Here is a 25351-nt window from a genome sequence, read left to right on the forward strand (position 1 = left end):
TGTCTCTCCTGTACGTTCGGCGCGGTGTGGTTTCCCATGATTCGGGATCACCGCCGTTGCCACATTGTGACAACTCCTCAGCTTAGCAATTGCATGCTCACTCCCGGCTGAGGAGATGCCAATATGGAGGAACCATACGTCTCGGCCTCCCCGCGTGCGGATGCTCGCGTCGCTCATCACCAGAGAAAGGACGCCATGCCGCCTGCAGCGGTTGAGCTGCTCGTCGTGCTCCCCACCTACAACGAGCGGGACTCGCTGGCCGCAGTGGTCGCCGGCGTGCGGCGGTCGCTTCCGGAGGCCGACATCCTCATCGTCGACGACGGGAGCCCGGACGGGACCGGCGCCATCGCCGACGCGCTCGCTGCTGACGATTCCCATGTCTCCGTTCGGCACCGCGCTGGAAAATCCGGCCTGGGAACCGCGTACGTGCTCGGATTCGCTGCAGCGCTCTCCGACGGGTATCGCGCTGTCGTCGCGATGGACGCCGACGGATCGCATCGGGCGGAGGATCTGCCTGCGCTCGTCGCGGCCTCACGCGCTGGGGGCGGGCTCGTGATCGGCACGCGCTGGATGGAGGGCGGACGGATCGTCAACTGGCCGGCCTACCGCAGGTGGATCTCCCGCGGCGGCACATGGTTCGCCCGCGCTCTGCTCGGTTCGCGACTGCGCGATCTCACCAGCGGATTCCGAGTCATTCAGCTCGAATGGCTCCGCCGGATCGATCTCGAGGCGCTCGACTCGCAGGGGTACGGATTCCAGGTCGAGACCGCGTGGACGCTCGAGCGGATGGGCTGCCCCGTCACGGAGATTCCCATCACCTTCGTGGAGCGCGTCGATGGCCGTTCCAAGATGTCGCTCGGCATCGTGCTCGAGGCATTCGCCAACGTGGTGCGATGGTCATGGAGATCGCGAAGCAGACGCACCGCCGCCGACTGAGCGGAACGCGTCCGCGCCGTTCGAGAACGGCGCGCTGCATCCGCCCAGCCGGCGGCTGGCGGCGCGGTGGATCTACTCGACTTCGGAGAGCGAGATCACTCCGTAGTTCCACCCCTTGCGCCGGTAGACCACGCTCGGATTGCCGCCGACCTCCTCGATGAAGAGGAAGAAATCGTGGCCGACGAGCTCCATACGATCGACGGCGTCTTCGACGGCCATGCGCTCGGCGGGGAACTCCTTGGTGCGGATGACCACCGGCGAATAGTCCTGCTCGCCGGAGTCGACGACCGGTACTTCACCGGTCGCGACGGCCTCGAGCACTTCGAGGGGCGCTGGGGTGACATCGATCATCTCGAAGTCGTTGGCGGCAGCATCCGCCAGTGACGTGCGGCCGCGGCCGCGGCGATCCTGTCGCTTGTCCTTCATGCGACGGATGCGTTCGAGCACTCGCCCGTACGCGATGTCGAACGCCGAGTACTTGTCGCCTCCGGCGGACTCCGCGCGAATCACGGGCCCCGGCCCGATGAGGGTGATCTCGACGTGATCGCCGTGTTGAGGGCTCCGGTCGCTCTGCCGAGAGACTCTCACTTCGAACGCCTGGGCCCGGGGCAGCAGCCCCTCCACTTTGTCCGTTTTCGCTTCGACATAGCTTTCGAAACGATCGGTAATCCCGACGTTCTTGCCGCGGATGTTCACGTCCATGGTGACCTCCCTGGAGACTCGGGCGGGTGTGCCATCTGGCGCACCGTTACGCCTTTCTCGAACTCTACTCCACTCGCGCGACGCGTTTCCACCGGATCAGGGATTCTCCCGCGACTTCGCAGGAACACCTCGCGCATCGCGTCGCCCGGCCACGCACAGCGCCACCATCGCCACGACGTTCGCGCCCGCGTGCTCGAGCGCTTCCCGTGCCGCGCGCATGCTCGCCCCGGTTGTGATGATGTCGTCGACGAGCACGACGCGGCGCCCGCGAACGAGGCGTCGCGCCGAATGCCGCACCGCGATGCGCCGCGCGTTGCGTTCTCGTGCCGAGGCCGAGAGACCGACCTGCCCGACCCTGCCCCGCGTCGTCCGGAGCGCGCGCAGGCGCAGCGACGGAATGCGCGAGCCCCGAAGCGCTGCAGTGACGAGCATCTCGAGGTGTCGGTACCCCCGCTTGCGCACCCCGTTCGGTCGCGATGGCATCGCGACGATGAGCGGAGCCGATGGCCCACCGCCCTCGGTGCGAGCCGCGCACCGGATCGCACTGAGCAGGGGGTCGAGCAGCACCGCTCCGAGTACTCGGCGAAATCCCACCCGCCCATCGTGCTTGAACGCCACGAGCACCGAGCGCAGCGGCCCTTCGTAGCTGCCTCCCGCGAAACAGGGCACCCCATCGAGCTCCCGCTCGTGCACGGCGGGCAGCTCGCCCAGCGCTGCGAGACAGACGTCGCAGCAATCGCGATCCTCTGCGCCGCACCCCACACAGGCGGTCGGCCACACGAGCGCCGCGAGATCGAGCACCAGCTCGCGGAGGTGCTGAGCGCGGAGAGTGGGCATGCGTCGAGTATTCCGAGACGGTCTCCCGCATGCCGCGAAGACGGACATTCAGTGGAGAACCGCGGTGCGCGCCGCTCTGCCAGAGATCTGTGAGCGACGGCGGCGCGGCCCTCCCCTACCCGTGCTTCGCGAGCAGCTCGATCCCCGTCACGGCCCGCTGCCATCCGCTCCCCTGCGACGCATACAGGTCGCCCTTCGAACTCAGCACGCGCAACTGCGAGCGGGCCGAGCCGCCGGCGAGCTGCACACCCCCCTGCACGGCGCCCTGCTCCGCAGAGATGAGTCCGATACCGCCGATGGTGACGCGACTCGTCGAATCGGCCTTCGAGAGCACCGCGAACCGTGTCTGCCCCACCCAGTCGAGGTCGACGGGCGCACCACTCGTCCACAGGTGAACGTCGGCCTCGTCGGTGGTGCGCACCGGCAGCCCTTCCGCGTCCCGCTCCACACCGGCGACCAGCACCTGACTCCCCTGCTCGTCACGCACGAGTGCCGCGATCCGCATGCCATCGGGAGACAGGCGCACGGCGACCGGGGTCCGTCCGGCGAGCCACGGAGCGGCGATCTCGATCACCGAACCCTCCCGGGTCGTCGCTCGGAGCGTCTGAGGCGCCGACGCCTGCACGGTCCAGATGAAGTCGAAGGCGTCGAACATCGGATCGAGCAGCCCGTCGCGCTCATCGATCGGAACGACGCCGAGTGCGTCCACCCGCGTCACGCCCTGAGCGTTGAGAATCGCTGCCGCGTCCCCTTCCGGGTTGAGCGTGATCGCGCTCGGCTCGTAGTCGCTGAGCGAGGTCGCGAACCCCGGCGCGGCGACGAACTGACCTGCGACGATGGCCCCGAATTGCTCGTCTACGAGCACCGCAGGGTCGGTGACGTCGTTCAGCAGGCGCGGTTCGACGGCGTCATTCCTGGCCTCCGACCGGATCTGCGTGCCCTCTGCCGACAAGTCGTATCCGTTGACGCTCTGCACCGTCTGCAGGCTCAATCGCAGCTGCTGCCGAATCTCGGCCATCGCCGTCGTTCCGGCTTCGAGCAGGTTCCCGGAGAGATCGACCTGAGCTCTGCCGTTCTCGATCGGCACCGAGTTCATCACGAGCGTCGTGCCAGAGGGGAATCCGCTGTGCAGCACCCCTGACATGCGCTCGCCGGGCCCTTCGAGGAGGGCGCTGACGATCTCGGTCGGCAGCGCGGAGCGCGTCATGAACCAGCGCGTCTCCGGCACCATGATGCCTCCCGGCCCGACGAAGTACAGCTGATGCGGGGCCCAGATCGTGGTGAAGGTCGTCGTATCGAGGATGATGCCGTTCGGAGCCGACGAGATCCGCCACTCGCCGCCGACGCGTTCGAGCTCGAACCGCAGCTCGGTGTTCGCACCAGGTTCGACCGGCAGCATGAAGCCCTCGGCATCGACGGTTGCGAGAGCCGAGATCTCGAGCGTGCCGGAGCCGTCGTCGTTCTCCGTGTACGGCCGGCTCCCATCGTCGACGAGGACGTTCGACGACGGATCCCACTGCTTCGCGTAATCCGGCGAGAGGAACTCTCGCGCGGTCCCGTAATCGTCGGCGCTCGAGACCGCCGCGAGCACGAAGCCGCGCACGACATCCTCCTGGGAGGATCCCGAAGCCGGCCCGGCCGCGTTGAACTGCACCGGCTGCTCGGCCTGCTGAAGGTCTTGGGCGCCGACCTGCACCGGGCCGGAGCTCGGGATGGCGGTGCAGGAGGTGAGCGCCAGCGAGGCTGCGGCGGCTGCCGCGAGCACCAGGGCCCTCGTCCGTATGCGGAATCGTCTCACTTCCGACCCTCCTTCCGGATGCGGCGGCCCGGGCGCCTGAGCCAACCGCCCGTGGCCTGCGGATCGGTCTGCTCCGGTGTCACGTCTTCGGGGACGAGCGGCAACGGCGACATGAAACTCGTGATGCTGTCGCCACGAGGCAGCGTGAGCCTGAAGTTCGTTCCGACACCGAGCTGCGACCAGGCCTCCAGGATGCCGCCGTGCACCGCGGCATCCTCCTGTGCGATCGCGAGCCCCAGGCCCGTGCCTCCGAGCGTCCGCTTGCGGGACGGATCGGCGCGCCAGAAGCGGTCGAAGACGTGGGCGAGATCCTCCTCCCGCATACCGATGCCCCAGTCGCGCACCGACAGCGAGATCGCGGCAGCGTTCGAGTCGATGGACACCACGATGCTCCGCCCCTCGCCGTGCTCGATGGCGTTGCCGACGAGGTTCGAGACGATGCGCCGAATGCGTCGGGCGTCGACATCGATCGGCGAATAGCCTCCCAGAGCGCGCACCTCGATGATGCCCTCCGACAGCGGCTGCAGCCCCTCGACCACCTCGGTCGCCAGGGTGACGAGGTTCGTCGGCTCCGTCTCGAGTGTGACGCGGCCGGCGTCGTAGCGGGAGATCTCGAGCAGATCTTCGAGGAGCGTCTCGAACCGGTCGATCTGACCGCCGAGCACCTCCACTGCGCGCTGCTGACCCGGCTCGAGGCCGTGCGTGCTGCTCTGGAGCACCTGGCTCGCCAGGCGCACGGTCGTCAGCGGTGTGCGCAGCTCGTGGGAGACGTCCGAGACGAAGCGCTGCTGCATTTCGGAGAGCTGGTCGAGCTCCTCGATGCGCATCTGGAGCGTCTCGGCCATCTCGTTGAAGCCCTCCGAGAGCACGTCGAAGTGCTCATCGTTCTGCAACGGCATCCGCGCGTCGCTCTCACCTGACGCGAGACGACGGCTCGCGGCTGCGGCGGAGCGGATCGGCCGGAAGACGATGCGGGACATGATCCATACCAGGATGCCGATGAAGGCCATCATCGCCGCGGCTGTGATCAAGAGGGTGCGCTGCACGAACGAGAGCGTGTCCTGCGTGTCGGCGAGGTTGTATCCGATGAAGAGATCGTAGGTGCCAGCTCCGGCGGGGAAGGTGACGCTCGAACCGACCACGATGCCGGGCGACGGCGAGCCATCCTCCTCGATGAACGTGACGGCCTGCCAGTACTGGGCCGCGGTGCCGGCTTCGACGGCGTGCGCGAGCTCCGGGGTCACCGCCTCCGGCAGCAGCGAGCTCGTGAACGAGGGCGGCGGTGCGTCGGCGAACACCTCCTGACCGGCCTGCCTGCGCAGGTAGACCATCTGGCTCGAGGTCGTGTCTCGCACGGTGCGCCGCACCGAGGCGGCCAGCGTCGAGAGGGCGCCACGATCAGACGCATCTGAGGCGTCGATCTGGCGCTGCGCCGCGAGCGTCGCGCGCGCCGAGTCCTGCAGCGCCTGCTCCTGCCGGGAGGAATAGAGGTCGCTCGCGACGCTGCCGAGGATGAACAGGCCGGCGGTCAGCACGATGAACCCGGTGACGAGCCCGGTCACCGTCATCGTGCGCACCATGAGCGACCGCCGCCAGCGTGCGCGGAATCCTCCGAGCACCGGCTCGGAGAATCGCAACCAGCGCACTCGGATCCGCCGGAGCGCGGTGACGAGGCGGGAACGGCGGGAGCGCGTCATGGCGCTCCTACTCGACGGGCGTGCCGGCCCGGTACCCGACGCCCCGCACAGTGGTGACGATGGTCGGGTGATCGGGATCCTGCTCGATCTTCGCGCGCAGGCGCTGCACATGGACGTTCACCAGACGGGTGTCGGCCTTGTACTGGTAGCCCCACACCTTCTCGAGGAGCACCTCGCGAGTGAACACCTGCTGCGGCTTGCGTGCCAGGATCGCGAGGAGATCGAACTCGAGCGGCGTCAGCGGGATGGACTGGGATCCTCGGCGCACCTCGTGCGCCGACACATCGATCGTCAGATCTCCGATCCGCAACGACTCCGCGCTCTCCTGCTGCGGCTCGCGCAGGCGGGCTCGGATGCGGGCGATGAGTTCGGCCGGGTTGAACGGTTTGACGACGTAGTCGTCGGCCCCGGCCTCGAGGCCGCGCACCACGTCCCGCGTATCCGTGCGAGCGGTCAGCATGATGATCGGGGTACCCGACTCGGCTCGAATCTTCTCCGCGACTTCGATGCCGTCGAGTCCGGGCAGCATGACGTCGAGCAGCACGAGGTCGGGGCGCATCTCGCGGAATCTCTCGACCGCATCGGCCCCGTCGGCAGAGTGCTCCGTGACGAACCCTTCGGCCTGCAGCACCATGCCCAGCATCTCCGCCAGAGCCCTGTCGTCGTCTACCACCAAGATACGCGCGCTCATGGTCTCCATTATGTCTGCAAAGCATCGGGATACGCGGAGCATCGCGCGGCCGCCCTCGTGGCGAGGTTCGGCGTACCGATGGCGGCGACGTCAGTAGTGCTCGAAACGACCGGGAATCAAGTCCCACGGATCCGCGCCGAGATACTCGCAGACGGCGCGATACACGCAGTACTCGAGGAACGCGCGCCGGTGCTCGGCGTCGTCGACGTGCAGCGTCTTCGCGCGCTGGATGGGCATCCGATAGAGCACGATGCTCTTCGACGGCCGGTCGATCATGTAGAGCAGCGGGAGCTGGCTCTCGCCATCGCTCGTAGGCGCGGTCTGGAAGCCGAATCGCACCCCGTGCAACTCATCCGGGAGATACCCCTGCACGACTGCGATGGCAGCGCGGGCATCGGCCTCGAAGCGTCGGAAGCGACCCTCGGGATCGGGGAGCGCCGGGCCCGTGAGCGAGGATCGGATCGGACGCCGCCCGTGCCGCGACGCCCGCGCCCTCGACGGCATTGCGGGAGCATCCCGAGAAGGAGCACGACGACGACCGAACATGCCCACAGTCTACGTCGGCTAGCGCGGGTAGACCGTCAGCGTGCCGTCCCGCGGATCGGGTGCGAGGATCGGGTACCCGGCGATCGCGGAATCGGACACGTACCGCACGCCTGCATGGACGGGGGCCGAACTCGTGAGGATGGCGTTCGCCGGAGCATCCAGCACGACCGCTGCGCCCGGCCGGACGGTCTCGGTCGTGTCCTTGCCCTTGCCATCCGCGCGCGCGATGGTGATCTCTGCTTCAGTGTCCGCCGGATTCACGACGACCAGACGCCCACCGGCCACGACGGGCGCGGCGACCTCGGCGTCGGCGGCGATGACGGGAGCCGGAGCGAACCACTCGAAGTCGTGCTCCCGGGTGTCAGCATCGTCGGCTGAACCGGCAGCGCCCGCGATGATGGGAACGTCGGCGTCGATGACGAGCGCGTTCGCACCGTCCGGCAGCGTCCCGACACTCAGCTCTCCGACCGCGTTCGGCGCCAGTTCGATCTCGCCGACCTCGGTGCTCTTCCCATTCTTGTCGAGCACGCGCACTGATGCAGTGCCGGCGAGCTCCCCCGGGGCGAGCGCGCGGACGATGAACGGGAACGCGTCCCCCTCACCCGAATCGTTCGGGCCGCGGTCGTCTCCGTCCGCATTCTCGATCGCCGGGATGACGAGCGAAGTGGACGGTTCGACCTGCGGTGTCGCCCCGGAGACGCCGAACGGGGTGATGCCCGAGCTCTGCGCCACCCCGACGTGCGCGGTGACCGGAGCTCCCGTGCTCACGACGCGCACGGCGAGCCGCTCGCGATCGGGCGCGTACCCGTTGAGCGACACCGTTTGCTGGGTGCCTGGAGCGACGATCACTCCGGCCGTCTGCACCGAGTCGACTGCGCCGTTCTCGTCGTACACGGCGATCGAAACCGTCGCCGGCACCGTGCCCGGGTTCCCGAGACTCAGCGTCGTCGAGAAGCCGAGCGACGAAGCGCCGCCCATGATCCACTGCTCATTGCTCGGTTCCGCGCAGCTGCTCGCCGCTGCGCCCCGCAGATTCTCGGTGTCGATCGCCTGGAACTGCGCCGCGGCGAGCGGCTGCGACATCGGCGCGAAGACGACACTCGGAAGGCCAGTTCCCTCACCGCGCGCGAGCGTCGCAGTGCCCGATGCTTCTCCGGATACCGCGGTCGTGGCTTCGCCGACGGGGATCGCGACTCCCGGCCGCGCAGGGTCGGCGCCGAGTTCGGAGAAGGACCCGGCGCACGCAAGCGTGCGCGCCGTGTCCTGCGTCGTATCGACCGTGAGTGCGAGCGGTTCGTGCACCACCGACGGCAGCGGAACATTGCCCATGAGCACGACGCCGCCGACGGCCGCCGCCGTCACCAGCAGACCGGTGACCGCCCGGGCGCCGCCGCGCAGTAGCCGTGAACGATCGGTCATCGTCCGTCTCCGTTCGTCTCGTCGGTCGTCCGCTCGCCGGGCGCATCAGCGGTCCGGTCCACTGCCGGCTCCGCTGTCGGCTCCGCTGTGGGCTCCGCAGGGTCCGTCTGCGCGTCGGCCGTGTCAGCCCGCGAGTCGGCAGGCGCGACGGGCGCGGTCGCCTCGGTCGCCGCGGTCGAACGTGCACGAGTGGCGCGGTTCTTCCGGCGCGATGGGCGCCTGCGCTTCTCGGGCCGCCAGGTCACTTCGGCGGTGGGAAGCGCGAGCAGGATCACGCCGAACAGCACCGCGAGCTGCACCGCCCAGACGGTCGTGCCGCTCAGCGAGGTGCCTCCCAATCGAGTTGCGGAGTCGCCGACTTCGGCATCCTGGCCCGGCGCCTGCTGAACGCGCCAGAGCAGTCCTTGATCGGTGAGTCCGGCGTTCGCGAGCGCCTGATGCTGATCGAACACCCGCTGCAGCTCCGAGCGCTCCGCGTCGTCTCCGCCGACGGGCAGCAGCACGAAGCCGACACCCGCTGATTGCAGCGCTTCGGTCACGTCGCGCCCGCCGACGCTCGCGAGACCTGCGACGAGTTCGGCGACCTGGCGGTCGGCTTCCCGCTCCTCCGGCGTGGTCAGCGCGGTGCGGATCTCGTCGAGACGCAGGCCGCTCCCGGTCACGAGCTCGGCGCGGACGGCATGATCGCCCTCCGCGGTGATCACGAGGGTGCGTACTCCGGGGTCCGTCTCCCCCGCGGCCTGCACCAGCGCCGGCATCTGGGAGCTCGCCGGAGCGAAGGGCACGCGATTCAGCACGAGCTGCGCTGAGACCGGGAGCACCGCGATGATCGCAGCGGCGAGAGCGACGGCGACGACCGGAGTCGCGCCGCGCCGCAGTGCGGCCGCGCCGACCGCTGCGAGTCCGAGGAGCGCGATCCAGTACAGCGCGAGCCCGGAGCCCGTCCAGACAGCGATGCTCGAGCCTCCTGCCGCGGTGAGCTGCAGCTGCCCTGCCGCGACGGCCGTCGCGAGCCCGAGCGCGCCGAGCGCCGAGTGCAGCAGCGTCACGGCGACGCGCCCGGTGAACAGGCCCAGCAGGGCGAGCAGCGCGAGCGGGAGCATCAGTACTCCGATGAGCAGCGTGGCCGGAGGCCCGCCGAGGCCGATGCCGTCGAGAATGCCGGCCCAGCCCTCGAGCCCGAACTCGGGGTAGCCGATCAGCAGATGCCAGGTCGTGCCCGGCTGGAAGGGAGAGTTGATGCCCGGATCGAGGAGCACGTCGAGGGGGCGCCCCGAGACGATGCTCGCGAAGAACTTCGGCGCGAAGAGGATGGCCGGCACGAGAGCGGTCGTCAGCACGCGGGCGACGCCGCGCAGGGTCGTGAACAGCCCCAGAATCAGCATGATCACCGCTGCGGGAATGAGGATCGGCGCGGAGGCCAGCGCGGCTGCGGCGAGCAGTGACGCCGTTCCGGCCCAGCTCCACGACTCCCGGCAGCGGGAGGCCGCGAGCAGCAGCCACGGGAGCACGACGGCGAGGACGAGGGTCTGCAGCCGGCCGGCTTCGATGGATCCCAGGAGCACGGGGCTCAGCGCGAACCCGAGACTCAGGAGGGCTCGCCCCGCTTTCGACTCGGTGAGCTGAGCCGCCCAGATCCAAGCGCCGAGCGCTGTGAGCGGGATCGAGACGATCATCAGCAGCACGACCGCGTGCGACGGGTTCCAGAACGTCAGCGTCCCGATCAGCGCGAGCACCCAGGTGAACGGATCGGCTGGAATCCCATCGATCGGGCGCGTATTCGCCCAGAGCTGGTCGAGCGGGCTCAGCGGAGCGAGACCGCCCCCGAAGAGGCTCGTCTGCGGGAACGCCCACCACATCAGCACGACGGCGGCGACCGCCGCCGCGGAGAGGACTGCGAGCCCGCCCATCGAGATGAAGTGCATCTCGCGTCGCTGCCGCCCGGAGGACGCGAGGATCGCTTCACGGTCGATCATGCGCGCGGTGCGCACGCTCTTCGGGTCGATGCGCAGCTGCCGCACGGCCGACCAGCCTGCCGACGAGTGCGCTGCGATGCGGCGACGGGAGGCGAGGATCGCGTGCGGTCGGAAGAAGACGGCGAAGGCCGCCACGAACTCGCCGACCATGTACCCTGGCTGCTCGCGGATCAACGCCCACAGCACCCGCAGCAGCGCGTATACCGGCAGGCACAACCAGGTGAGAAACGCGACGACGGGCGAGGCGTAGGCGATCCGGCGGTGCAGATGCGCGGTGCGCGCCTGGCGGTGCGCGTGACGGAGCACGGAGCGCCTGCGATCGATGCGCGGGCCTGCCACACCGCTCTGGGCGAATCGCACGCGCGACGCGGGGGCCACCTCGACGCGATGACCGGCGAGGCGGGCGCGCACGCAGAAATCCAGGCCGTCGTCGTACACGGGAAGGGCGGGGTCGAAGCCGCCGAGCTCGTCCCAGACGTCGCGGCGCACGAGCATGCCGACGGGTCCGACGCCGAGCACGTCTTGCATGTGGTCGTACTGCTGCTGGTCGAGCTCCTGGCGGCGGAGGGTCCACCGCGAGCCGTATCGAGTGAGACTCTGGCCGAGTTCGATGATGCGGTCGGGATGATCCCAGTCGACCAGCTTCGGCCCGGCGACGACCACCGATGGCGAGCGCTGCACGCTGCTGACGATCCGCTCGAGCGCTGCAGGTTCGGGGCACGAATCCTCGCTGAGCAGCCAGATCCACTCATCCGGAGCCGTCCCCGGCAGCAGTTTCGGCTGCCCCTCCCCCTGCCGGGTGAGGGGGGCGTCCGCTCGTACGCCGGCATTGCCCTCATCGGAGGCCGGAGCCATTGCTTCCACGGCGCGCGCGACCGCCTCGCCGAACGGCAGCCGCGACGGGAGGCCGACCACGCGGTCCGCGCGGCTCGCAAGCAACTGCTCTCGAACGTCGTCAGAGCCGCCGTTGTTGACCGCGATGATGTTCGCGGGCGCGAGCGTTTGCCCGGCGATGCCGGCTATCGTCTGGTCGAGCCAATCGCCGCCCCGCTGGGCGACCAGGATGGCGGTTACTCGGGTGCGCATCACTCGGCAAGTCTAGGCGCGGATCATGTGCGCGCCCCGGAGCCATGCCGGGCGCTGATCAGATCGCTTCTCGGCGGAGCTTGCGGCGCTCGCGCTCCGAGAGACCGCCCCAGATGCCGAAGCGCTCGTCGTTCTCGAGCGCGTACTCGAGGCACTCCGACCGGACTTCGCAGCCCTCGCAGATTCGCTTCGCTTCGCGCGTCGATCCGCCTTTCTCGGGGAAGAACGCCTCGGGGTCGGTCTGCGCGCACAGGGCGTCCGTCTGCCAGGACAGTGCCTCTTCGTCATCGCGCCGGATCCCGGGAGTGCCGAGGAAGACCGGGTCCACGAACCAGTTGCCGGGTACCGGCGTGTGCGAAGTGTCGCTCAACATCCCGTCCCTTCCTCGACTTCAGCGGCTCGTGCTCGCAACCGCGCTCACATAATTACACCGTTGTGATTCCCTCAAGTCAAGCTGAGGATTCTAAACCCTCAATCACGCATTGAGGGTGGAGGACACGCCAGCGAGTCGCAACTGTACGCGAAACCGCCATCCGAGGTCAGCCCCAGATCACCAGCATCCGGTACGTCATCACGCCGACCGAGAGATGCACGACGGCGAGCACCAGGTTCGCCCAGCGCGTGCGATCGACCAGGGCCCAGAATCCTGCCCCCAGCGGAAGCATCAGCGCGACGATGAGATACATCCAGAACTCGAGTGGATCCCCCGCGGGCGCGTTGCCGGCGGCGGGTGCCGCGATCGCCACGACGACCTGCGCGATCAACGCCAGAGCGACGAGGAGCGTGGCGCCCATCGTGAAATCGTTCGGCGCGCGTCGGCGCAGCGCCTCCACCAGGCAGAGCACCGCGGCGGCGAGAGCGACGACGATGACCGCGACGCCGTACCAGGCGATCATGGAGCGCCTCCCGTCTCCACCGGGAAGTTCGTGACGGCGCGCACTCGACCGCGCTTCACCTGCACCAGACCCACGAGACGCTCATCGGGCCCCACGGCCGCCGCGATGGAGGCGTCGGGGACGACGGCGGGATCCACCTCGAGTTTCTTGCCGTTGCCGAGGTCGATCGTCTGCTCAGCACCGAGATCCAGGCGCGGGAACAGCGACGCGGCCACCGACGTCGGAGCGAGGAGCGGCAGTGCGCCGCCCTGCGCGAGCGCCTCCGTGCCGACAGCGTCCGCGACATCGAACGGGCCGACGCGCGTGCGACGCAGCATCGTCAGATGACCGCCGACCCCGAGTGCCTTTCCGAGATCCCGCGCGAGGGCTCGGATGTAGGTGCCGGTCGAGCACCGTACCGTCGCGTCGATGTCGATGACAGGCGCCCCGGTGTCGTCGACCCCGTGACGAGCTTCTCCCAGTTCGAAGGCGTGCACGGTGACCGGTCGCTGCTGCAATTCGACCGCCTCGCCGGCGCGCACCCGGTCATAGGCGCGCTGCCCGTTCACCTTGATGGCGCTCACTGCACTCGGCGCCTGCAGGATGTCCCCCGTCAGCTCCGCCGCCGCGGCGCTGATGCGCTCGGGCGTCACCTCGCCCATGGCTCCCGCATCCGCGGTGCTGATCCGCTCGCCCTCGCGATCATCGGTCACAGTCGCGTACCCGAGTCGAATCGTCGTGAGGTAGGTCTTGTCGAGCCCGACGAGATGCGTCAGCAAGCGCGTCGACGGCCCCGCACCCAGCACGAGGAGGCCCGTCGCCATGGGATCGAGGGTGCCGGCGTGCCCCACCTTGCGTGTGCCGAGCGCACGCCGAGACTTCGCGACGACGTCATGGCTCGTCCAGCCCTCCGCCTTGTCCACGAGCAGAATGGCGCCCTGCGCGGGCAGAATGGCTGGGTCGTTCGTCACCCGTTCAGCCTACCGGCGGCGGCAGCGCCCTCCCGCCGCCCCGCATCCGAGAGGCGGCCTACACTGGAGCCGATGAAGCCGACCGAAGACGTCGCCTCCGAGATCGCGGCGGCGCTGAGCGCCTGGTTCGCGCGCGCAGCGCGAGACCTGCCCTGGCGGGGCGCCGACGTGACGCCCTGGGCGATCCTCGTCTCCGAGTTCATGCTGCAGCAGACCCAGGTGGAGCGCGTGCTCCCCCGCTGGGTCGCCTGGATCGAACGCTGGCCGACACCCTCTGCGCTCGCCGCCGACGAGCCGGGCGAAGCCGTACGGGCGTGGGATCGCCTGGGGTATCCCAGGCGCGCGCTCTGGCTGCATCGTGCCGCCGTCGAGATCAGCGAGCAGCACGGCGATGCGGTGCCGTCGAACGTCGACGACCTGCTGGCGCTCACCGGCATCGGCCCGTACACCGCGCGCGCGGTCGCCGCCTTCGCGTACGGTGAACGCCACCCGGTCGTCGATACCAATACCAGGCGCGTGATCGCGCGGCTCGTGCACGGCCGTGCAGCCGCCGGCATGCCTGCACCGGGCGACCTCATCGATATGGAAGCGCTCCTGCCCGAGTCTCGCGAGTCGGCCGCCGTGTTCAACGCGGCAGCGATGGAGCTCGGCGCAACGGTGTGCACCGCTCGGGCTCCGCGATGCGGCGAGTGCCCCGTGGCCGCATGGTGCGAGTGGCGAGGCGCCGGCTACCCCGACAACGCACCTGAGAAACGACCGAGGCAGGCGAAGTTCGACGGAAGCGACCGCCAGGTGCGGGGCCGGATCATGGCGCTGCTGCGTCGCTCGAGCACGTCCGTCGACCGCGAGACCGCGCTCGACGCTGCAGCCGAGGGAGGCGTCCGCGATCCGGAGCAACCGCGTCGCGCGTACGACTCGCTCCTCGCCGACGGCCTCGTCATCGAGCTCGACGGGAAGGCGCGCCTGCCCTAGGGAGTGCCCCTAGCGGTCGTCGTCCTCGCGCGGCTTCACATACGGGTCCTCTTCACCCGCGTACTGCGCCTGAGCTGCGAGCGCCGCGGCTTCATCGTCCCGTCGCTTGGCCTCCGCGAGAAGCTCGTTGAGATGCTGGGCGCTTTCGGGGAGTTCGTCGTGAATGAACTCGAGCACCGGGGTCAACCGCGTGCCGAGCTGCTTGCCGACCTCGGTGCGCAGCATTCCCGTCGCCGCCTTCAACGCGGCCGCCGTGTCCACCTGCTCCTGCTCGTCGCCGTACACCGTGTAGAACACGCTCGCCTGCTGCAGATCGCCCGTGACACGCACATCGGTGATCGTCACGAAGCCGAGGCGCGGATCACGGAGCCCCTTCTCGAGGCGCCGTGCGATGATCTGCTGGATGCGCTCGGCGACTTTTCCCGCCCGTGGATTGCTCATGCACCCAGACTACCGCCGGATTTCTCTCAGGCGATGCGTACGCATGCCCCTACGATGGATGCAGTCAGACGTACGCGACGAACAGTTGAGGAGGCGTCTTCATGACGTACCCGCCCACCCCCGAGAACCCGGAACAGCCCGAGAGCCACGATACGGGCAAGTCCGTGCCGGGCTCCGCGCCGACCGACGACCAGCCGACACCCCCGAACACCGCGCCTCCGCAGTACCAGGCCCCCCAGTACGAGCAGCCGCAGCAGCCCGAGCAGCCGCAGTACGGAGCACCGCAGTACCAGGCCCCGCAGCAGCCCGAACAGCCGCAGGCGCCCTACGCCCCGCCCGCAGCCTCCCTGTACCCCAATCAGCCCCAGCCGCACTACGCCTCGGCTCCGGCCTACGCAGCCGGCATGACTGGCGTCCCGGGCCCGGGCGAGCCGTTCAACGGCGCGACCGACCCTGAAGATCTCAGTCGCCCGCTCTACGGGGCGACCTTCGGCCAGGCGATCCGCCGCTTCCTCAAGAATTACGCCGGCTTCAGCGGGCGCGCATCCCGGAGCGAGTACTGGTGGGTCGCACTGTTCAGCTTCCTGGTCACGCTCATTCCGCTGGCGCTCTACATCATCGGCGTCGTGATGCTCGCGGTCGCGAGCGACAATTCCTCCACGTACGACGACGGCTTCGGCGACGGATACGGTTCGGCCGCCGTCGCGCCAGCGGCGGGCCTGGGGCTCACGCTCCTCTTCGTCGGCCTCGGGCTCCTCATCGTGATCGGGCTCGCCTTGCTCGTGCCGAGCATCGCCATCAGCTGGCGCCGCTTCCACGATGCGAACTTCGCCGGCCCGTTCTACTTCTTGAGCTTCATCCCCTACGTCGGCGGCCTGGTCGTGCTCGTCTTCATGGTCTTGCCGCCCAGCCCGCTGGGTCGGCGCTTCGACCGCGTGTAACTGCTCGCGGCCGTCTCGAAGGCCCGCGCCCGCTTCGGCGGCGCGGGCCTTCGTCGTACCTGCTCGCTGACGCGCGGCCCCGTACTCGGGCTCACGCAGGAGATCCGCGCTTCAGCAGGATAGCCGCGCTCGAGCAGTAGCTCATCGCTCGAGCAGGGGATCCGCGCTCCCCCGGGCCCGATTGCAGCAACCGGCCCGCACGAGCGCGGATCTCCTGCACGGCGACGCTCCGCCCCCAGGAGGAGCATGACGGCCTGGGCTCCTCCCATGGGCCGAGAACATGTTCTGCGCACGCAACAGGGGCGGGGCGGATCAACCGAAGCTGATCCTCCCCGCCCCTGTCAGGCGAGCACCGCGTGTTAGCCGCGCGGCTTCTCCACCATCTCGGTCGTCTCGATCTCGTCACCGATCTGGATGTCGTTGAACTTGCCGAGACCGATACCGGCCTCGTAGTCCGTCTTCACCTCGGTGACGTCATCCTTGAAACGACGCAGCGACTCGATGGCCAGGCCATCGGCGATGACGACGCCCTCGCGGATGACGCGAGCCTTCGCGTTGCGCGTGATGGTGCCACTGCGCACGATGACACCGGCGATGTTGCCGACCTTCGAGGAGCGGAACACCTCGCGGATCTCGGCGACACCCGAACGGACCTCTTCGTACTCCGGCTTGAGCATGCCCGTGAGCGAGTTCTCGATGTCATCGAGCGCGTTGTAGATGACGTTGTAGAACCGGATGTCGATGCCCTCGCGCGCTGCGCGCTCGCGAGCCTTGACATCGGGGCGCACGTTGAAGCCGATGACGATCGCGTTGTCGATCGTGGCGAGATCCACGTCCGACTCGGTGATCGCACCGACACCGCGGTGCAGGATGCGGAGCTGGACCGAATCGTCGACCTCGATCTTCATGAGCGATTCCTCGAGCGCCTCGACGGCACCCGACACGTCACCCTTGATGATGAGGTTGAGCGACTCGACCTTGCCATCCTCGAGCGCCTTCGTGAACTCTTCGAGGCTGATGCGCTTGCGTGCCTTGGCGAGCATCGCGTTGCGCTCTGCAGCCTCGCGCTTCTCGGCGATCTGACGGGCGGTGCGATCCTCGGAGGTGACGATGAAGTTGTCACCCGCGCGCGGAACGCTCGAGAGACCCTGCACCTGCACCGGACGCGAGGGAACGGCTTCGAGCACGGGATCGCCGTTCTCATCGCTCATCGCACGAACACGGCCGTAGGCCGTACCCGCGACGATCGCGTCACCGACGCGCAACGTACCCGACTGGATGAGCACGGTCGCGACGGATCCGCGGCCCTTGTCGAGCTTCGCCTCGATCGCGACACCGCGTGCGTCCTTGTTCGGGTTCGCACGCAGGTCCAGACCTGCGTCAGCCGTGAGCAGTACCGCATCGAGCAGGTCGTTGATGCCGACGTTGTTCTTCGCCGACACGTCGACGAACATGACGTCGCCGCCCCACTCTTCGGAGAGCAGACCGAACTCGGTGAGCTGCTGACGCACCTTCTCCGGGTTCGCGCCTTCCTTGTCGATCTTGTTGACCGCGACCACGATCGGCACGTTCGCCGACTGCGCGTGGTTCAACGCCTCGATCGTCTGCGGCATGATGCCGTCGTCAGCTGCGACCACGAGGATCGCGATGTCGGTGACCTGCGCACCACGGGCACGCATGGCGGTGAACGCCTCGTGGCCCGGAGTATCGATGAAGGTCAGCGCGCGCTCGATGCCATCGTGCTCGGTGTGCACCTGGTACGCACCGATGTGCTGCGTGATGCCACCGGCCTCGCCGCCACCGACGTCTGCCTTGCGGATCGCATCGAGCAGGCGGGTCTTACCGTGATCGACGTGACCCATGACGGTGACGACCGGCGGACGAGCCTGCAGCACGTCGTCGCCCTCTTCTTCGAGCTCGGCATCGATGTCGATGTCGAACCCTTCGAGGAGTTCGCGATCCTCGTCCTCGGGAGAGACGATCTGGATCTTGTACCCCAGTTCGTCACCGAGGATCTGGAACGTGGCCTCATCGAGCGACTCCGTCGCCGTTGCCATCTCTCCCAGGTGGAAGAGGACGGTGATGAGGTTCGAGGCATTCGTGTCGATCTTGTCCGCGAAGTCGGAGAGCGATGCACCGCGACGCAGACGAACCGGCGTGTTGCCGTTACCGCGGGGAACGCTGACACCGCCGAGCGACGGGGCCTCCCGCATCTCGAACTCTTGCCGCTTCGCCCGCTTCGACTTGCGCGCCTTGCTCTTGGAGCCGCCACGGCCGAACGCACCAGCGGTGCCTGCACCGCGGCCGCCGCGGCCACGGCCGGCGAAGCCGCCTGCCGGGCGCGGCGCGCCGAAGCCGCCTGCACCGGGAGCGCCACCGCCGCCGCCTGGACGGTTGAAACCGCCACCGCCGCCACCGGGACGACCGCCGCCGGGACGACCGGGGCCGCCTGCACGACCGCCGGGGCCGCCTGCGCCGCCGCCCTGAGGGCGCGGAGCGGGGCGCGGAATGTTTCCGGGGTTCGGGCGCCCGGCACCGCCGGCACCGGGACGACCCATGCCCTGATTCGGGGCGAACGGGTTGTTGCCCGGGCGCGGGGGACGGGGGATGCCCATGCCCTGGCTGGACGCGAACGGGTTGTTGCCCGGACGCGGGCCACCCGGCTTGGGGCCACCCGGCTTCGACCCGGAGGCGGGCTTTGCCGCACCCGGCTTCCCGTCAGCGGACTTCGCCGCACCGGGCTTCTGCCCGCCCGGCTTCATCTCGGCCAGCGCTTCTGCAGCCGGGGATGCGGGTTCTGCCGCCGGCTGCGCCGGGGCGGCCTCGGCCGGGGCAGGAGCCTCGGGCTCCGGCTTCGGGGCGGGCTTCGGGCCCGGCTTCGGGGCGCCGGCAGCCTTCTTGGCGGCGGGCTTCGCAGCCGCATCGCCGTCACCCTGGGCCTTGGTCACACCGTCTGCCTCGAGGGCAGCCTTGACCTTGCGCGCCACCGGGGGCGCAATGCTTGACGAGGACGCCTTGACGAACTCGCCCATATCTTTGAGCTTGGCCAGAACGACCTTGCTATCGACACCGATCTCCGCAGCGATCTCGTGTACGCGTGGGTTTGCCACTTTTCTCCTGTCTGGGTTCACGCCAGACAGGCGAGAACCATTAATTAGCCGACGGGCTTCATTGTGAGCCGCTCATTAGTTGTCCATGAGTGTTTTCAGCCTGTTCTCTAAGGGACTTACGTCGGGTTTCCCCGACACTCGCAGTGCACGGAGGAGGATTCCTCGCGTCACCGCACGATCCAGACACTGGAACACGGGGTGCACCCACGCTCCTCGCCCCGGAAGCACCGCGCGATCGTCGACCAGAAGTCGACCTTCGCGCACCACCACCCGCAGCATCTCTGTGCGCGGGGCGCGTTTGCGACACGCGACACAGGTCCGAACCGGAACCATCTTACCAGCTTCCTACTTTCTGCTCTCCCAGATGCGGCGCCGCTCTCAGGCGAAGCCGCATCTGGGAGCCTCAGACGCTCACGATCAATCGCGTGCGTCAGTCGTTCATGATGCGGGGCAGTGCCCCGCCGCGGCTCGCGCGGAAACGCTGACCCGTTTCCGCCCAAGCGATCCGCGCCGACTGGATGTCTGAGATCCAGACATTCCATGTCGGGCTCCGCCACTCCACGGAATGCGCGAAGATCGACATCCCGTTTCAGTCGTTCATGATGGAATCCGGCTGGATGTCGATCTTCGCGCCCGTCAGCTTCGCGGCGAGGCGGGCGTTCTGACCTTCCTTGCCGATCGCGAGCGAGAGCTGGAAATCGGGAACGAGCGCACGCACCTGCTTCAGCGATTCGTTCAGCATGAACACGTCGGTCACCTTCGCCGGCGACAGCGCGTTGGCGACGAATGCCGGCAGCGCGGGCGAGTAGTCGACGATGTCGATCTTCTCTTCTCCGAGCTCGCTCATCACGGCGCGCACGCGGCTGCCGAGTTCGCCGATGCACGTGCCCTTGGCGTTGATTCCTGCCTGCTTCGCGCGGACTGCCACCTTGGTGCGGTGACCGGCTTCGCGGGCCAGCGACACGATCTCGACGAGCCCCTCGGCGAGCTCGGGCACTTCCCGTTCGAAAAGCTTGCGCACGAGTCCGGGGTGGGTGCGGGAGACGATGACCTGCGGCCCCTTTGTGCCCTTCGAAACGCTGGTGACGTACACGCGCAGACGTGTGCCGTGCGCGTAGCTCTCACCGGGGATCTGCTCCTCTGGCGGGAGGATCGCCTCGAGTTCGCCCAGGTCGATGTGCACCATGCGAGGGTTCGGTCCCTGCTGCACGACACCGGAGACGATCTGGCCCTCCTTGTCTTTGAAGGTGCCGAGCACTGCGTCGTCGGTGAGGTCGCGCAGACGCTGATTGATGACCTGCTTGGCAGCGCTCGAGGCGACTCGGCCGAATTCATCAGTGGTCACGTACGACTCGCCGATGACCTGGCCCTCGTCGTCGAGTTCGGGGATGAGCACGGAGATCTCGCCGCTCTTCCGGTCGAGGGTCACGCGCACATCGCTCTCGCGGGGAACGGGGAGCTTCTGGTTCTCCGCATGGCGCAGGTATGCCGACTGAATCGCTTGCTCGATGATCTCGATCAGTTCGTCGAAGGGGATTTCCTTCTCACGCTCGATCTGACGCAGCGTGACGAGTTCGATCTTCACGAGTGGCCTCCTGTGGTATTGAGATGTCTATTCAAATATGGTCCGCGCGCAGGCGGACCACTCAGGATACCCCACGTGCCTCACCTCGTTTCGGGTGGCGTGCCGCACGTCAGTCATCCGGTAACGCGACGTGCACCGGTTGCACGCGACCCGATTCGATCGCCAGCCCTCGGCCCACAGGAAAGTCCGCACGCTTGACCCGACCCAGGGACTCCCGAAACGGCGACTGACCCTCGGAACCGTCGGGCTGGAGCGCGAGCCCCCAGTTCGGCTGCTTGAGTGCGCTGAACAGATCCCAAATCGCACTCCCGCTGCCCTGCTCGAACTCGAACAGCACGAGCACGTCCGAGCGCCGCGCGGCCTTCGCGAGCGCGATGAGTTCGGGGAGCGCTTCGGTGCCCTCCGCATCGGCCGGCCGTTCGATCACGATGATTCCGCGCTTTCCCGGCGGCGGGAAGACCGGCACGGGTTCCTCGAATACAGGATCGGGCCGACCGGCCGACCCATCGCCGAGGGTGCCGCCGATGATCCCGGCACCGATTCCTCCCGCTGCGGCTCTACGAGCCGCCGGTCTTCCTCCGAGTGCGACCGTCAGCGCTCGCGCTCGATCCTTCACCTCCTCTTCACCGAACCCGATCTGCTCCCAGTTCCCTCGTATTCTGAGTCCGTCTGAAGCGAAGGTCAGCAGCACTCGTTCGACAGCCTCCCCGTGCGCGTCGGCCCACCGTCGGAGCGCCTGCACGCAGACGCGAGCCGCCGTCGAAAGGCCGGAGCCCGGAGGCCCTGCGATGACGCCGAGGCCGGTGGCAGGCATCCCGATCGGTGCGAAATCATCGGTGTTGATGCCGTACACCGGTCGCCCACCGGCGTCCTCGCTGAGCGCCGAGAGAGCGATGTGCGTCGGCGCGTTGCGGATCGGCGGGGCCTCCGGCACCCCGAGTCTTCTGAGCTGTTCGGCGAGCCGTTCGAGCCCGTGCGCCTGCGCACCCAGGCCGTCTCCGTCTCCGATGCGGGCGATCTGGATCTCGTCGTCCGACCGCACCATCAGTGCGCGGCCCGCAGACGCACCCTCGAGCGCGTCTGCGCTCACACCGAGCTGCTGGTAATCGTGCGTACCCGCGAGGCGGAGCACGAACTGCTGCTGCACCGCGGACGCCATCGCGGCCGGGATGGCTGCGGGCCGGTCGCTGGTCAGCACGACATGCACCCCGACCGAGCGTCCAGCGGACATGATGTCGCCCAGCATCTGCATCGGGAAGGTGGGCCCTCCGAGAGTCTCGGTCGCCTGCCGGAAGGCGGCGACACCATCGACCAGAAGCACGATCCGCGATTCATCTCTCCCGTTCGGCGTGCGGCGGAAGGCCCGCAGGCCGGCAGCCCGCGCTGAGGCGTAGCGGGAGCCGCGCTCTCCGATCAGGCCGAGCACGTGTCGCAGTATGCGCGCAGTGAGCTCCGAGTCCGCGAGTGGGGCTACAGCGCCGACGGTGGGCAGCACGTCGAGCGCCTTGAGCGCTCCCCCGCCCGCGTCGATGGCGTAGAGCTGCACCGGGAAGTCGTCGGCACGGGTGCTCAGCGAGGCCGCGAGCGTGATGAGCGCTGTAGATTTTCCGGTGCCGCTCGCGCCGATGAAGGCCACGTTTCCCGTCTCTTCGAAGTCGATCGCGACCGGACGCTGAGCTTGAGAAGCTGGCTCGTCGCGCAGGCCGATGATCGGCGCATCGTCGATGTCTTGGAGCAGATCATTCGCCTGCTGTCGGACTGACTGGAGTCCGAGTGACACGGGAAGCGCGTCGAGCCACGGGCGGCGCGGCGCGGCCACCCCGGTCTTCACCGCCGCCGCCACGATGCCGTCGCGGAGCTGTTCGATATCCCGTGGAGGCTTCGCGCGACGGCGCGGTACAAGCTGGGGTTCCGGTGGGATGTTCCACGGATCCCCCTCCGTGAAGCCCAGCGATCGAAGCTCGACACGGGATCCCGGAGCGCTGTGTGCGGCTCGCCCTCCGAGGTATCCCGTCTGGAAGTGGGCGATACGCCCTGGGCCGACCTTGAATGCGCCGCGGCCGGGAGTTTCGGCGGCGAAGAAGGCCGCATCGGAGACGCCGAGCACGTCGGTACTGTCCGATTCGTCTGCCATGCGCAGCGCGATGCGCAGATTCGTATTGGCGCGCAGATTGTCGGTGATGACCCCCGCGGGCCGCTGGGTCGCCATCACGAGGTGTAGCCCGAGCGAACGGCCGCGCTGGGCCACGTCTATGACGCCGTCCACGAATTCGGGAACGTCTGCGGCGAGCGCGGCGAACTCGTCGATCACGATGACGAGCACTGGCGGTGCCGCAGGATCCGAACGTCGCTCCATGGTGATCAGATCCTTGGCGCCATGCGCGGCGAGCAGTTCCTCTCGATGGTGGAGTTCCGCCTTCAGCGACGCGAGCGCTCTGCGCACCAGGTGCGGGCTGAGGTCGGTGACGAGCCCGACCGTGTGCGGAAGGTCGACGCATTCCGCGAAGGCGGCGCCGCCCTTGTAATCGACGAACAGGAACGTGAGCCGATCCGGGCTGATCGTGGCGGCCATGCTCATGATCCACGTTTGCAGGAACTCCGATTTCCCGGCGCCGGTGGTTCCTCCGACGAGCGCGTGCGGCCCGTGCGTGCGCAGGTCGATCACGGCGGGGCCGTCGGGGCTATGACCGATGACGGCGGCGAGGGAGATCGGTTCGCGCTCGTCCCCGGTTTTCCAGTTCCGGGACACACTGCCGGACTGGTGCCATGCGCGCACCACTGGCTCTGCCCCGCCCAGCAGGTCGGTGCCGTGCAAGTCCCTCAGCTGCACCGTCTTCGGGAGGTCGCTTTCATCCAGAGCACGTGCGCTCACATCTTCTACCGGAGCGAGGCGCCTCGCCAGTTCGAGTGCCTGCAGCGATTCCATCGGTGCAAGGCGTTGGAGCTGGATCGAGGTGCCCGTTCGCACGAAGCTGACCCGGCCTTCGGCGGTGCTGAGCTCGACGAAGGTGCGGCATGCTGCGGGGAGTCGGTCCGTGGAGGGGGCCACCCAGATGAGGTGCATTCCGTGATCAGGGCCGTCTTCCGCGAGTGCGATGATGCGGGAGGGATCGATGAGCCCGGCGTCGAGCACGAGCACGACCACTGCTGGAACTACCGGAAGGTCGCCGACTGCAACGCCGGAGTCCTCGTCGTTGCGCGTCTCTTCCTCGAGATGCGACCGCACGGTACGGCGGCGGTTCGTCGCCTGCCGCCTGGATTCGAGCTGCCCTTCGAGAGCAGTGATGAGTCGCGCCGAACTGGCGGAATCATCGGCCAGCTGCCAGGAGGGGATCGGACTGGTGACGGTGTCGATATGCGGAAGCCATTTCAACCATTCCCACTCGCCCGCGTGATGCGCCGATGCGAAGCAGGCGAGCACCAGTTCGGACGGAGAGTGGAGGCCGGCGAGCTGCATGATGAGAGACCGGGCGATGCCCTCCGCCCAGATCGGTTCTCCCACCACGCCGATCGACCCGCACCGCTCGAAACGCTCGAGCAGCGGGACGGGTGCGACGTGAGCGAACTCCGCTTCGACGCGCTGAAGCGCCTCCCACTGCACGAGGTCGGTCTCGCCTCGCGCGGGCAGTACGATCTCGGTGCGACTGGGAAGCTCACCGTCGCCGAAACGAACCTCGAGGAAGGATCGGTGCTCCGGTCTGCGCGTCCAGAGCAGGCCCGAGCGGTACTGCACCGCATCAGCGATCTCGGCGAGCGTGGGGGTCTCGGAGGCGCGAACCTCGATTTCGCGTGTTCTCAGATCGGTGAGTTCAGCGCGATCGAGGGCGAGTGATTCCACGAACCTCGCGAGATCGCGCTTCTGCTTGCGTTTGCTTCCTGCGCGGGTGTCGAACCACGATCCGATCATCATGAGCGGGGAGAACGCGACCATCATGAGGCTCATGGGTGATTGGGTCACGAGGTACATGGCGCCACCCATCATCATCGGCGCCAGCATCGCGAGCATCGGGATTCGATTCCGTTCCGCGGGGCGCGGCGGGGCGGGGAGTTCGCGCTGCGATGCTGGAAACACCGCGGCCACGCGCGGAGCGCGGACGTGCATGACGCGGTGCGAGAAGCCCGGGGTGTCGGGCACGGGCGGTCCCGGCGTGATCCGCACCGTGACGTCTCCGAGGGTGATTTCGCGGGGTCGATCGACACGGCACTCCGTGATCGCCTCTCCTTCGGGTCCGCCGAGCAGCACGCCGTTGGCGGACCCGAGATCGTGCACGACGATGCTCGTCGTACGGCCGGCGACGATTTCGACCTGGGCGTGCCGTCGCGACACGCTCGCGTCAGTGAGGTGCACGCGGGAGCTGGGGTCGCGGCCCACCGCGTTCGTGCCGGCGATCAAACTGTAGGTCGCTCCGGCATGCACGCCGGTCAGTACTTCGAGGTATGCGGCGACGTCGATGAGCCGTCGTTCGGCGCTGCGATTGCCGAACTCGGGAACGGCTTCGATGATCCACCCCGATTGCAGCCCGGAGGCGCCGAGCGGTGACATCGGGTCGAGGAGCAGCACGGGTTCGGATGCTCCGGCTCTGCCCCGCAGGGTGACCGGTATGCGACGGGCCTGCGCGGCGCGAGCGAGTCGTCCGTCTCCGGAGACACCGGCTCTGAGGAGCGCTCTTGCCGCGTCGCCGACCGTTGCCGTCACATCGCATGAGAGCGTCACGTCGTGAAGACCGAGGTTCGGCACGGCGAGGGTGAGTTTCAGCTTCATGTGGGT

General features: G+C 68.3%; 19 protein-coding genes. 3 read left to right on the top strand and 16 right to left on the bottom strand.

Annotated elements, in window-relative coordinates; all coding sequences use genetic code 11:
- Positions 1–123: 123 nt before the first annotated feature.
- Positions 124–936: a polyprenol monophosphomannose synthase gene (locus JE033_RS05740; RefSeq protein ID WP_370567905.1), complete on the top strand. Its 813-nt coding sequence runs from the start codon at positions 124–126 to the stop codon at positions 934–936.
- A gap of 72 nt (positions 937–1008) precedes the next feature.
- On the opposite strand, the gene hpf is transcribed toward JE033_RS05740, so the two are convergent.
- The 11 genes from hpf to truB form a co-directional block, all read right to left on the bottom strand.
- On the bottom strand, positions 1009–1638 hold the full coding sequence (hpf, locus tag JE033_RS05745) for a ribosome hibernation-promoting factor, HPF/YfiA family (protein WP_090146780.1): 630 nt from the start codon (positions 1636–1638) through the stop codon (positions 1009–1011).
- Positions 1639–1734: 96 nt separating this feature from the next.
- Positions 1735–2475, bottom strand: coding sequence for a ComF family protein (locus JE033_RS05750; protein WP_200330031.1), 741 nt, complete (start codon positions 2473–2475; stop codon positions 1735–1737).
- Positions 2476–2590: 115 nt separating this feature from the next.
- On the bottom strand, positions 2591–4273 hold the full coding sequence (locus tag JE033_RS05755; protein WP_090146775.1) for an LpqB family beta-propeller domain-containing protein: 1683 nt from the start codon (positions 4271–4273) through the stop codon (positions 2591–2593).
- The gene (gene mtrB / locus JE033_RS05760; protein WP_090146773.1) at positions 4270–5970 is read right to left on the bottom strand and encodes an MtrAB system histidine kinase MtrB; all 1701 of its coding nucleotides are present in this window, start codon (positions 5968–5970) and stop codon (positions 4270–4272) included. The genes JE033_RS05755 and mtrB overlap by 4 nt, the downstream gene beginning before the upstream one ends.
- A 7-nt stretch (positions 5971–5977) precedes the next feature.
- Positions 5978–6661 carry an MtrAB system response regulator MtrA gene (gene mtrA / locus JE033_RS05765; protein WP_090146770.1) on the bottom strand — a complete coding sequence of 228 codons (684 nt, stop codon included), beginning with the start codon at positions 6659–6661 and terminating at the stop codon, positions 5978–5980.
- 90 nt (positions 6662–6751) lie between these two features.
- A complete protein-coding gene (locus tag JE033_RS05770; RefSeq protein ID WP_200330033.1) occupies positions 6752–7207 on the bottom strand; it encodes a metallopeptidase family protein in 456 nt (151 codons plus the stop codon).
- Between the two features lie 18 nt (positions 7208–7225).
- A complete protein-coding gene (locus tag JE033_RS05775; RefSeq protein WP_200330035.1) occupies positions 7226–8626 on the bottom strand; it encodes a DUF5719 family protein in 1401 nt (466 codons plus the stop codon).
- Positions 8623–11688 carry a glycosyltransferase gene (locus tag JE033_RS05780; protein ID WP_234037321.1) on the bottom strand — a complete coding sequence of 1022 codons (3066 nt, stop codon included), beginning with the start codon at positions 11686–11688 and terminating at the stop codon, positions 8623–8625. Before JE033_RS05780 ends, JE033_RS05775 begins: the two co-directional genes overlap by 4 nt.
- A gap of 58 nt (positions 11689–11746) precedes the next feature.
- On the bottom strand, positions 11747–12061 hold the full coding sequence (locus JE033_RS05785) for a WhiB family transcriptional regulator (protein WP_090146764.1): 315 nt from the start codon (positions 12059–12061) through the stop codon (positions 11747–11749).
- A gap of 166 nt (positions 12062–12227) precedes the next feature.
- Positions 12228–12584 (bottom strand): hypothetical protein, encoded by a 357-nt coding sequence (locus JE033_RS05790; protein ID WP_090146761.1) that lies wholly within the window; start codon positions 12582–12584, stop codon positions 12228–12230.
- Positions 12581–13534, bottom strand: a complete 954-nt coding sequence (gene truB / locus JE033_RS05795; protein ID WP_200330037.1) for a tRNA pseudouridine(55) synthase TruB — start codon at positions 13532–13534, stop codon at positions 12581–12583. The genes JE033_RS05790 and truB overlap by 4 nt, the downstream gene beginning before the upstream one ends.
- Positions 13535–13606: 72 nt before the next feature.
- Between truB and JE033_RS05800 the strand changes: the two genes are divergently transcribed.
- Positions 13607–14506, top strand: a complete 900-nt coding sequence (locus JE033_RS05800) for an A/G-specific adenine glycosylase (protein ID WP_200330039.1) — start codon at positions 13607–13609, stop codon at positions 14504–14506.
- Positions 14507–14515: 9 nt separating this feature from the next.
- Here JE033_RS05800 and rbfA read toward each other — a convergent pair whose 3' ends face one another.
- Positions 14516–14947 (bottom strand): 30S ribosome-binding factor RbfA, encoded by a 432-nt coding sequence (gene rbfA / locus JE033_RS05805; RefSeq protein WP_200330041.1) that lies wholly within the window; start codon positions 14945–14947, stop codon positions 14516–14518.
- A gap of 101 nt (positions 14948–15048) precedes the next feature.
- Between rbfA and JE033_RS05810 the strand changes: the two genes are divergently transcribed.
- Positions 15049–15888, top strand: coding sequence for a DUF805 domain-containing protein (locus tag JE033_RS05810; protein ID WP_200330043.1), 840 nt, complete (start codon positions 15049–15051; stop codon positions 15886–15888).
- A 359-nt stretch (positions 15889–16247) separates the two neighbouring features.
- Here the strand turns inward: JE033_RS05810 and infB are convergent, their stop codons facing one another.
- The 4 genes from infB to JE033_RS05830 all read right to left on the bottom strand — a co-directional run bounded on the left by infB (position 16248) and on the right by JE033_RS05830 (position 25345).
- A complete protein-coding gene (infB, locus tag JE033_RS05815; protein WP_090146751.1) occupies positions 16248–18998 on the bottom strand; it encodes a translation initiation factor IF-2 in 2751 nt (916 codons plus the stop codon).
- Positions 18999–19073: 75 nt separating this feature from the next.
- Positions 19074–19331, bottom strand: coding sequence for a YlxR family protein (locus tag JE033_RS05820; protein WP_090146750.1), 258 nt, complete (start codon positions 19329–19331; stop codon positions 19074–19076).
- Between the two features lie 256 nt (positions 19332–19587).
- A complete protein-coding gene (gene nusA / locus JE033_RS05825; protein ID WP_090146748.1) occupies positions 19588–20583 on the bottom strand; it encodes a transcription termination factor NusA in 996 nt (331 codons plus the stop codon).
- Positions 20584–20692: 109 nt separating this feature from the next.
- Entirely contained in the window at positions 20693–25345 is a 4653-nt protein-coding gene (locus tag JE033_RS05830) for an FtsK/SpoIIIE domain-containing protein (protein WP_200330045.1), read from the bottom strand.
- Between the last annotated feature and the right edge of the window lie 6 nt (positions 25346–25351).

Origin of the sequence: Leucobacter sp. L43 (genome assembly GCF_016597785.1) — a bacterium.
In the GTDB taxonomy this organism is placed as follows: Bacteria; Actinomycetota; Actinomycetes; order Actinomycetales; family Microbacteriaceae; genus Leucobacter; species Leucobacter alluvii.

Coding starts and splice junctions, on each gene's coding strand:
- JE033_RS05740 (WP_370567905.1), top strand. CDS start 124: ATGGAGGAACCATACGTCTCGGCCTCCCCGCGTGCGGATGCTCGCGTC.
- hpf (WP_090146780.1), bottom strand. CDS start 1,638: ATGGACGTGAACATCCGCGGCAAGAACGTCGGGATTACCGATCGTTTC.
- JE033_RS05750 (WP_200330031.1), bottom strand. CDS start 2,475: ATGCCCACTCTCCGCGCTCAGCACCTCCGCGAGCTGGTGCTCGATCTC.
- mtrB (WP_090146773.1), bottom strand. CDS start 5,970: ATGACGCGCTCCCGCCGTTCCCGCCTCGTCACCGCGCTCCGGCGGATC.
- mtrA (WP_090146770.1), bottom strand. CDS start 6,661: ATGAGCGCGCGTATCTTGGTGGTAGACGACGACAGGGCTCTGGCGGAG.
- JE033_RS05770 (WP_200330033.1), bottom strand. CDS start 7,207: ATGTTCGGTCGTCGTCGTGCTCCTTCTCGGGATGCTCCCGCAATGCCG.
- JE033_RS05775 (WP_200330035.1), bottom strand. CDS start 8,626: ATGACCGATCGTTCACGGCTACTGCGCGGCGGCGCCCGGGCGGTCACC.
- JE033_RS05780 (WP_234037321.1), bottom strand. CDS start 11,688: ATGCGCACCCGAGTAACCGCCATCCTGGTCGCCCAGCGGGGCGGCGAT.
- JE033_RS05785 (WP_090146764.1), bottom strand. CDS start 12,061: ATGTTGAGCGACACTTCGCACACGCCGGTACCCGGCAACTGGTTCGTG.
- JE033_RS05790 (WP_090146761.1), bottom strand. CDS start 12,584: ATGATCGCCTGGTACGGCGTCGCGGTCATCGTCGTCGCTCTCGCCGCC.
- JE033_RS05800 (WP_200330039.1), top strand. CDS start 13,607: ATGAAGCCGACCGAAGACGTCGCCTCCGAGATCGCGGCGGCGCTGAGC.
- rbfA (WP_200330041.1), bottom strand. CDS start 14,947: ATGAGCAATCCACGGGCGGGAAAAGTCGCCGAGCGCATCCAGCAGATC.
- JE033_RS05810 (WP_200330043.1), top strand. CDS start 15,049: ATGACGTACCCGCCCACCCCCGAGAACCCGGAACAGCCCGAGAGCCAC.
- JE033_RS05820 (WP_090146750.1), bottom strand. CDS start 19,331: ATGGTTCCGGTTCGGACCTGTGTCGCGTGTCGCAAACGCGCCCCGCGC.
- JE033_RS05830 (WP_200330045.1), bottom strand. CDS start 25,345: ATGAAGCTGAAACTCACCCTCGCCGTGCCGAACCTCGGTCTTCACGAC.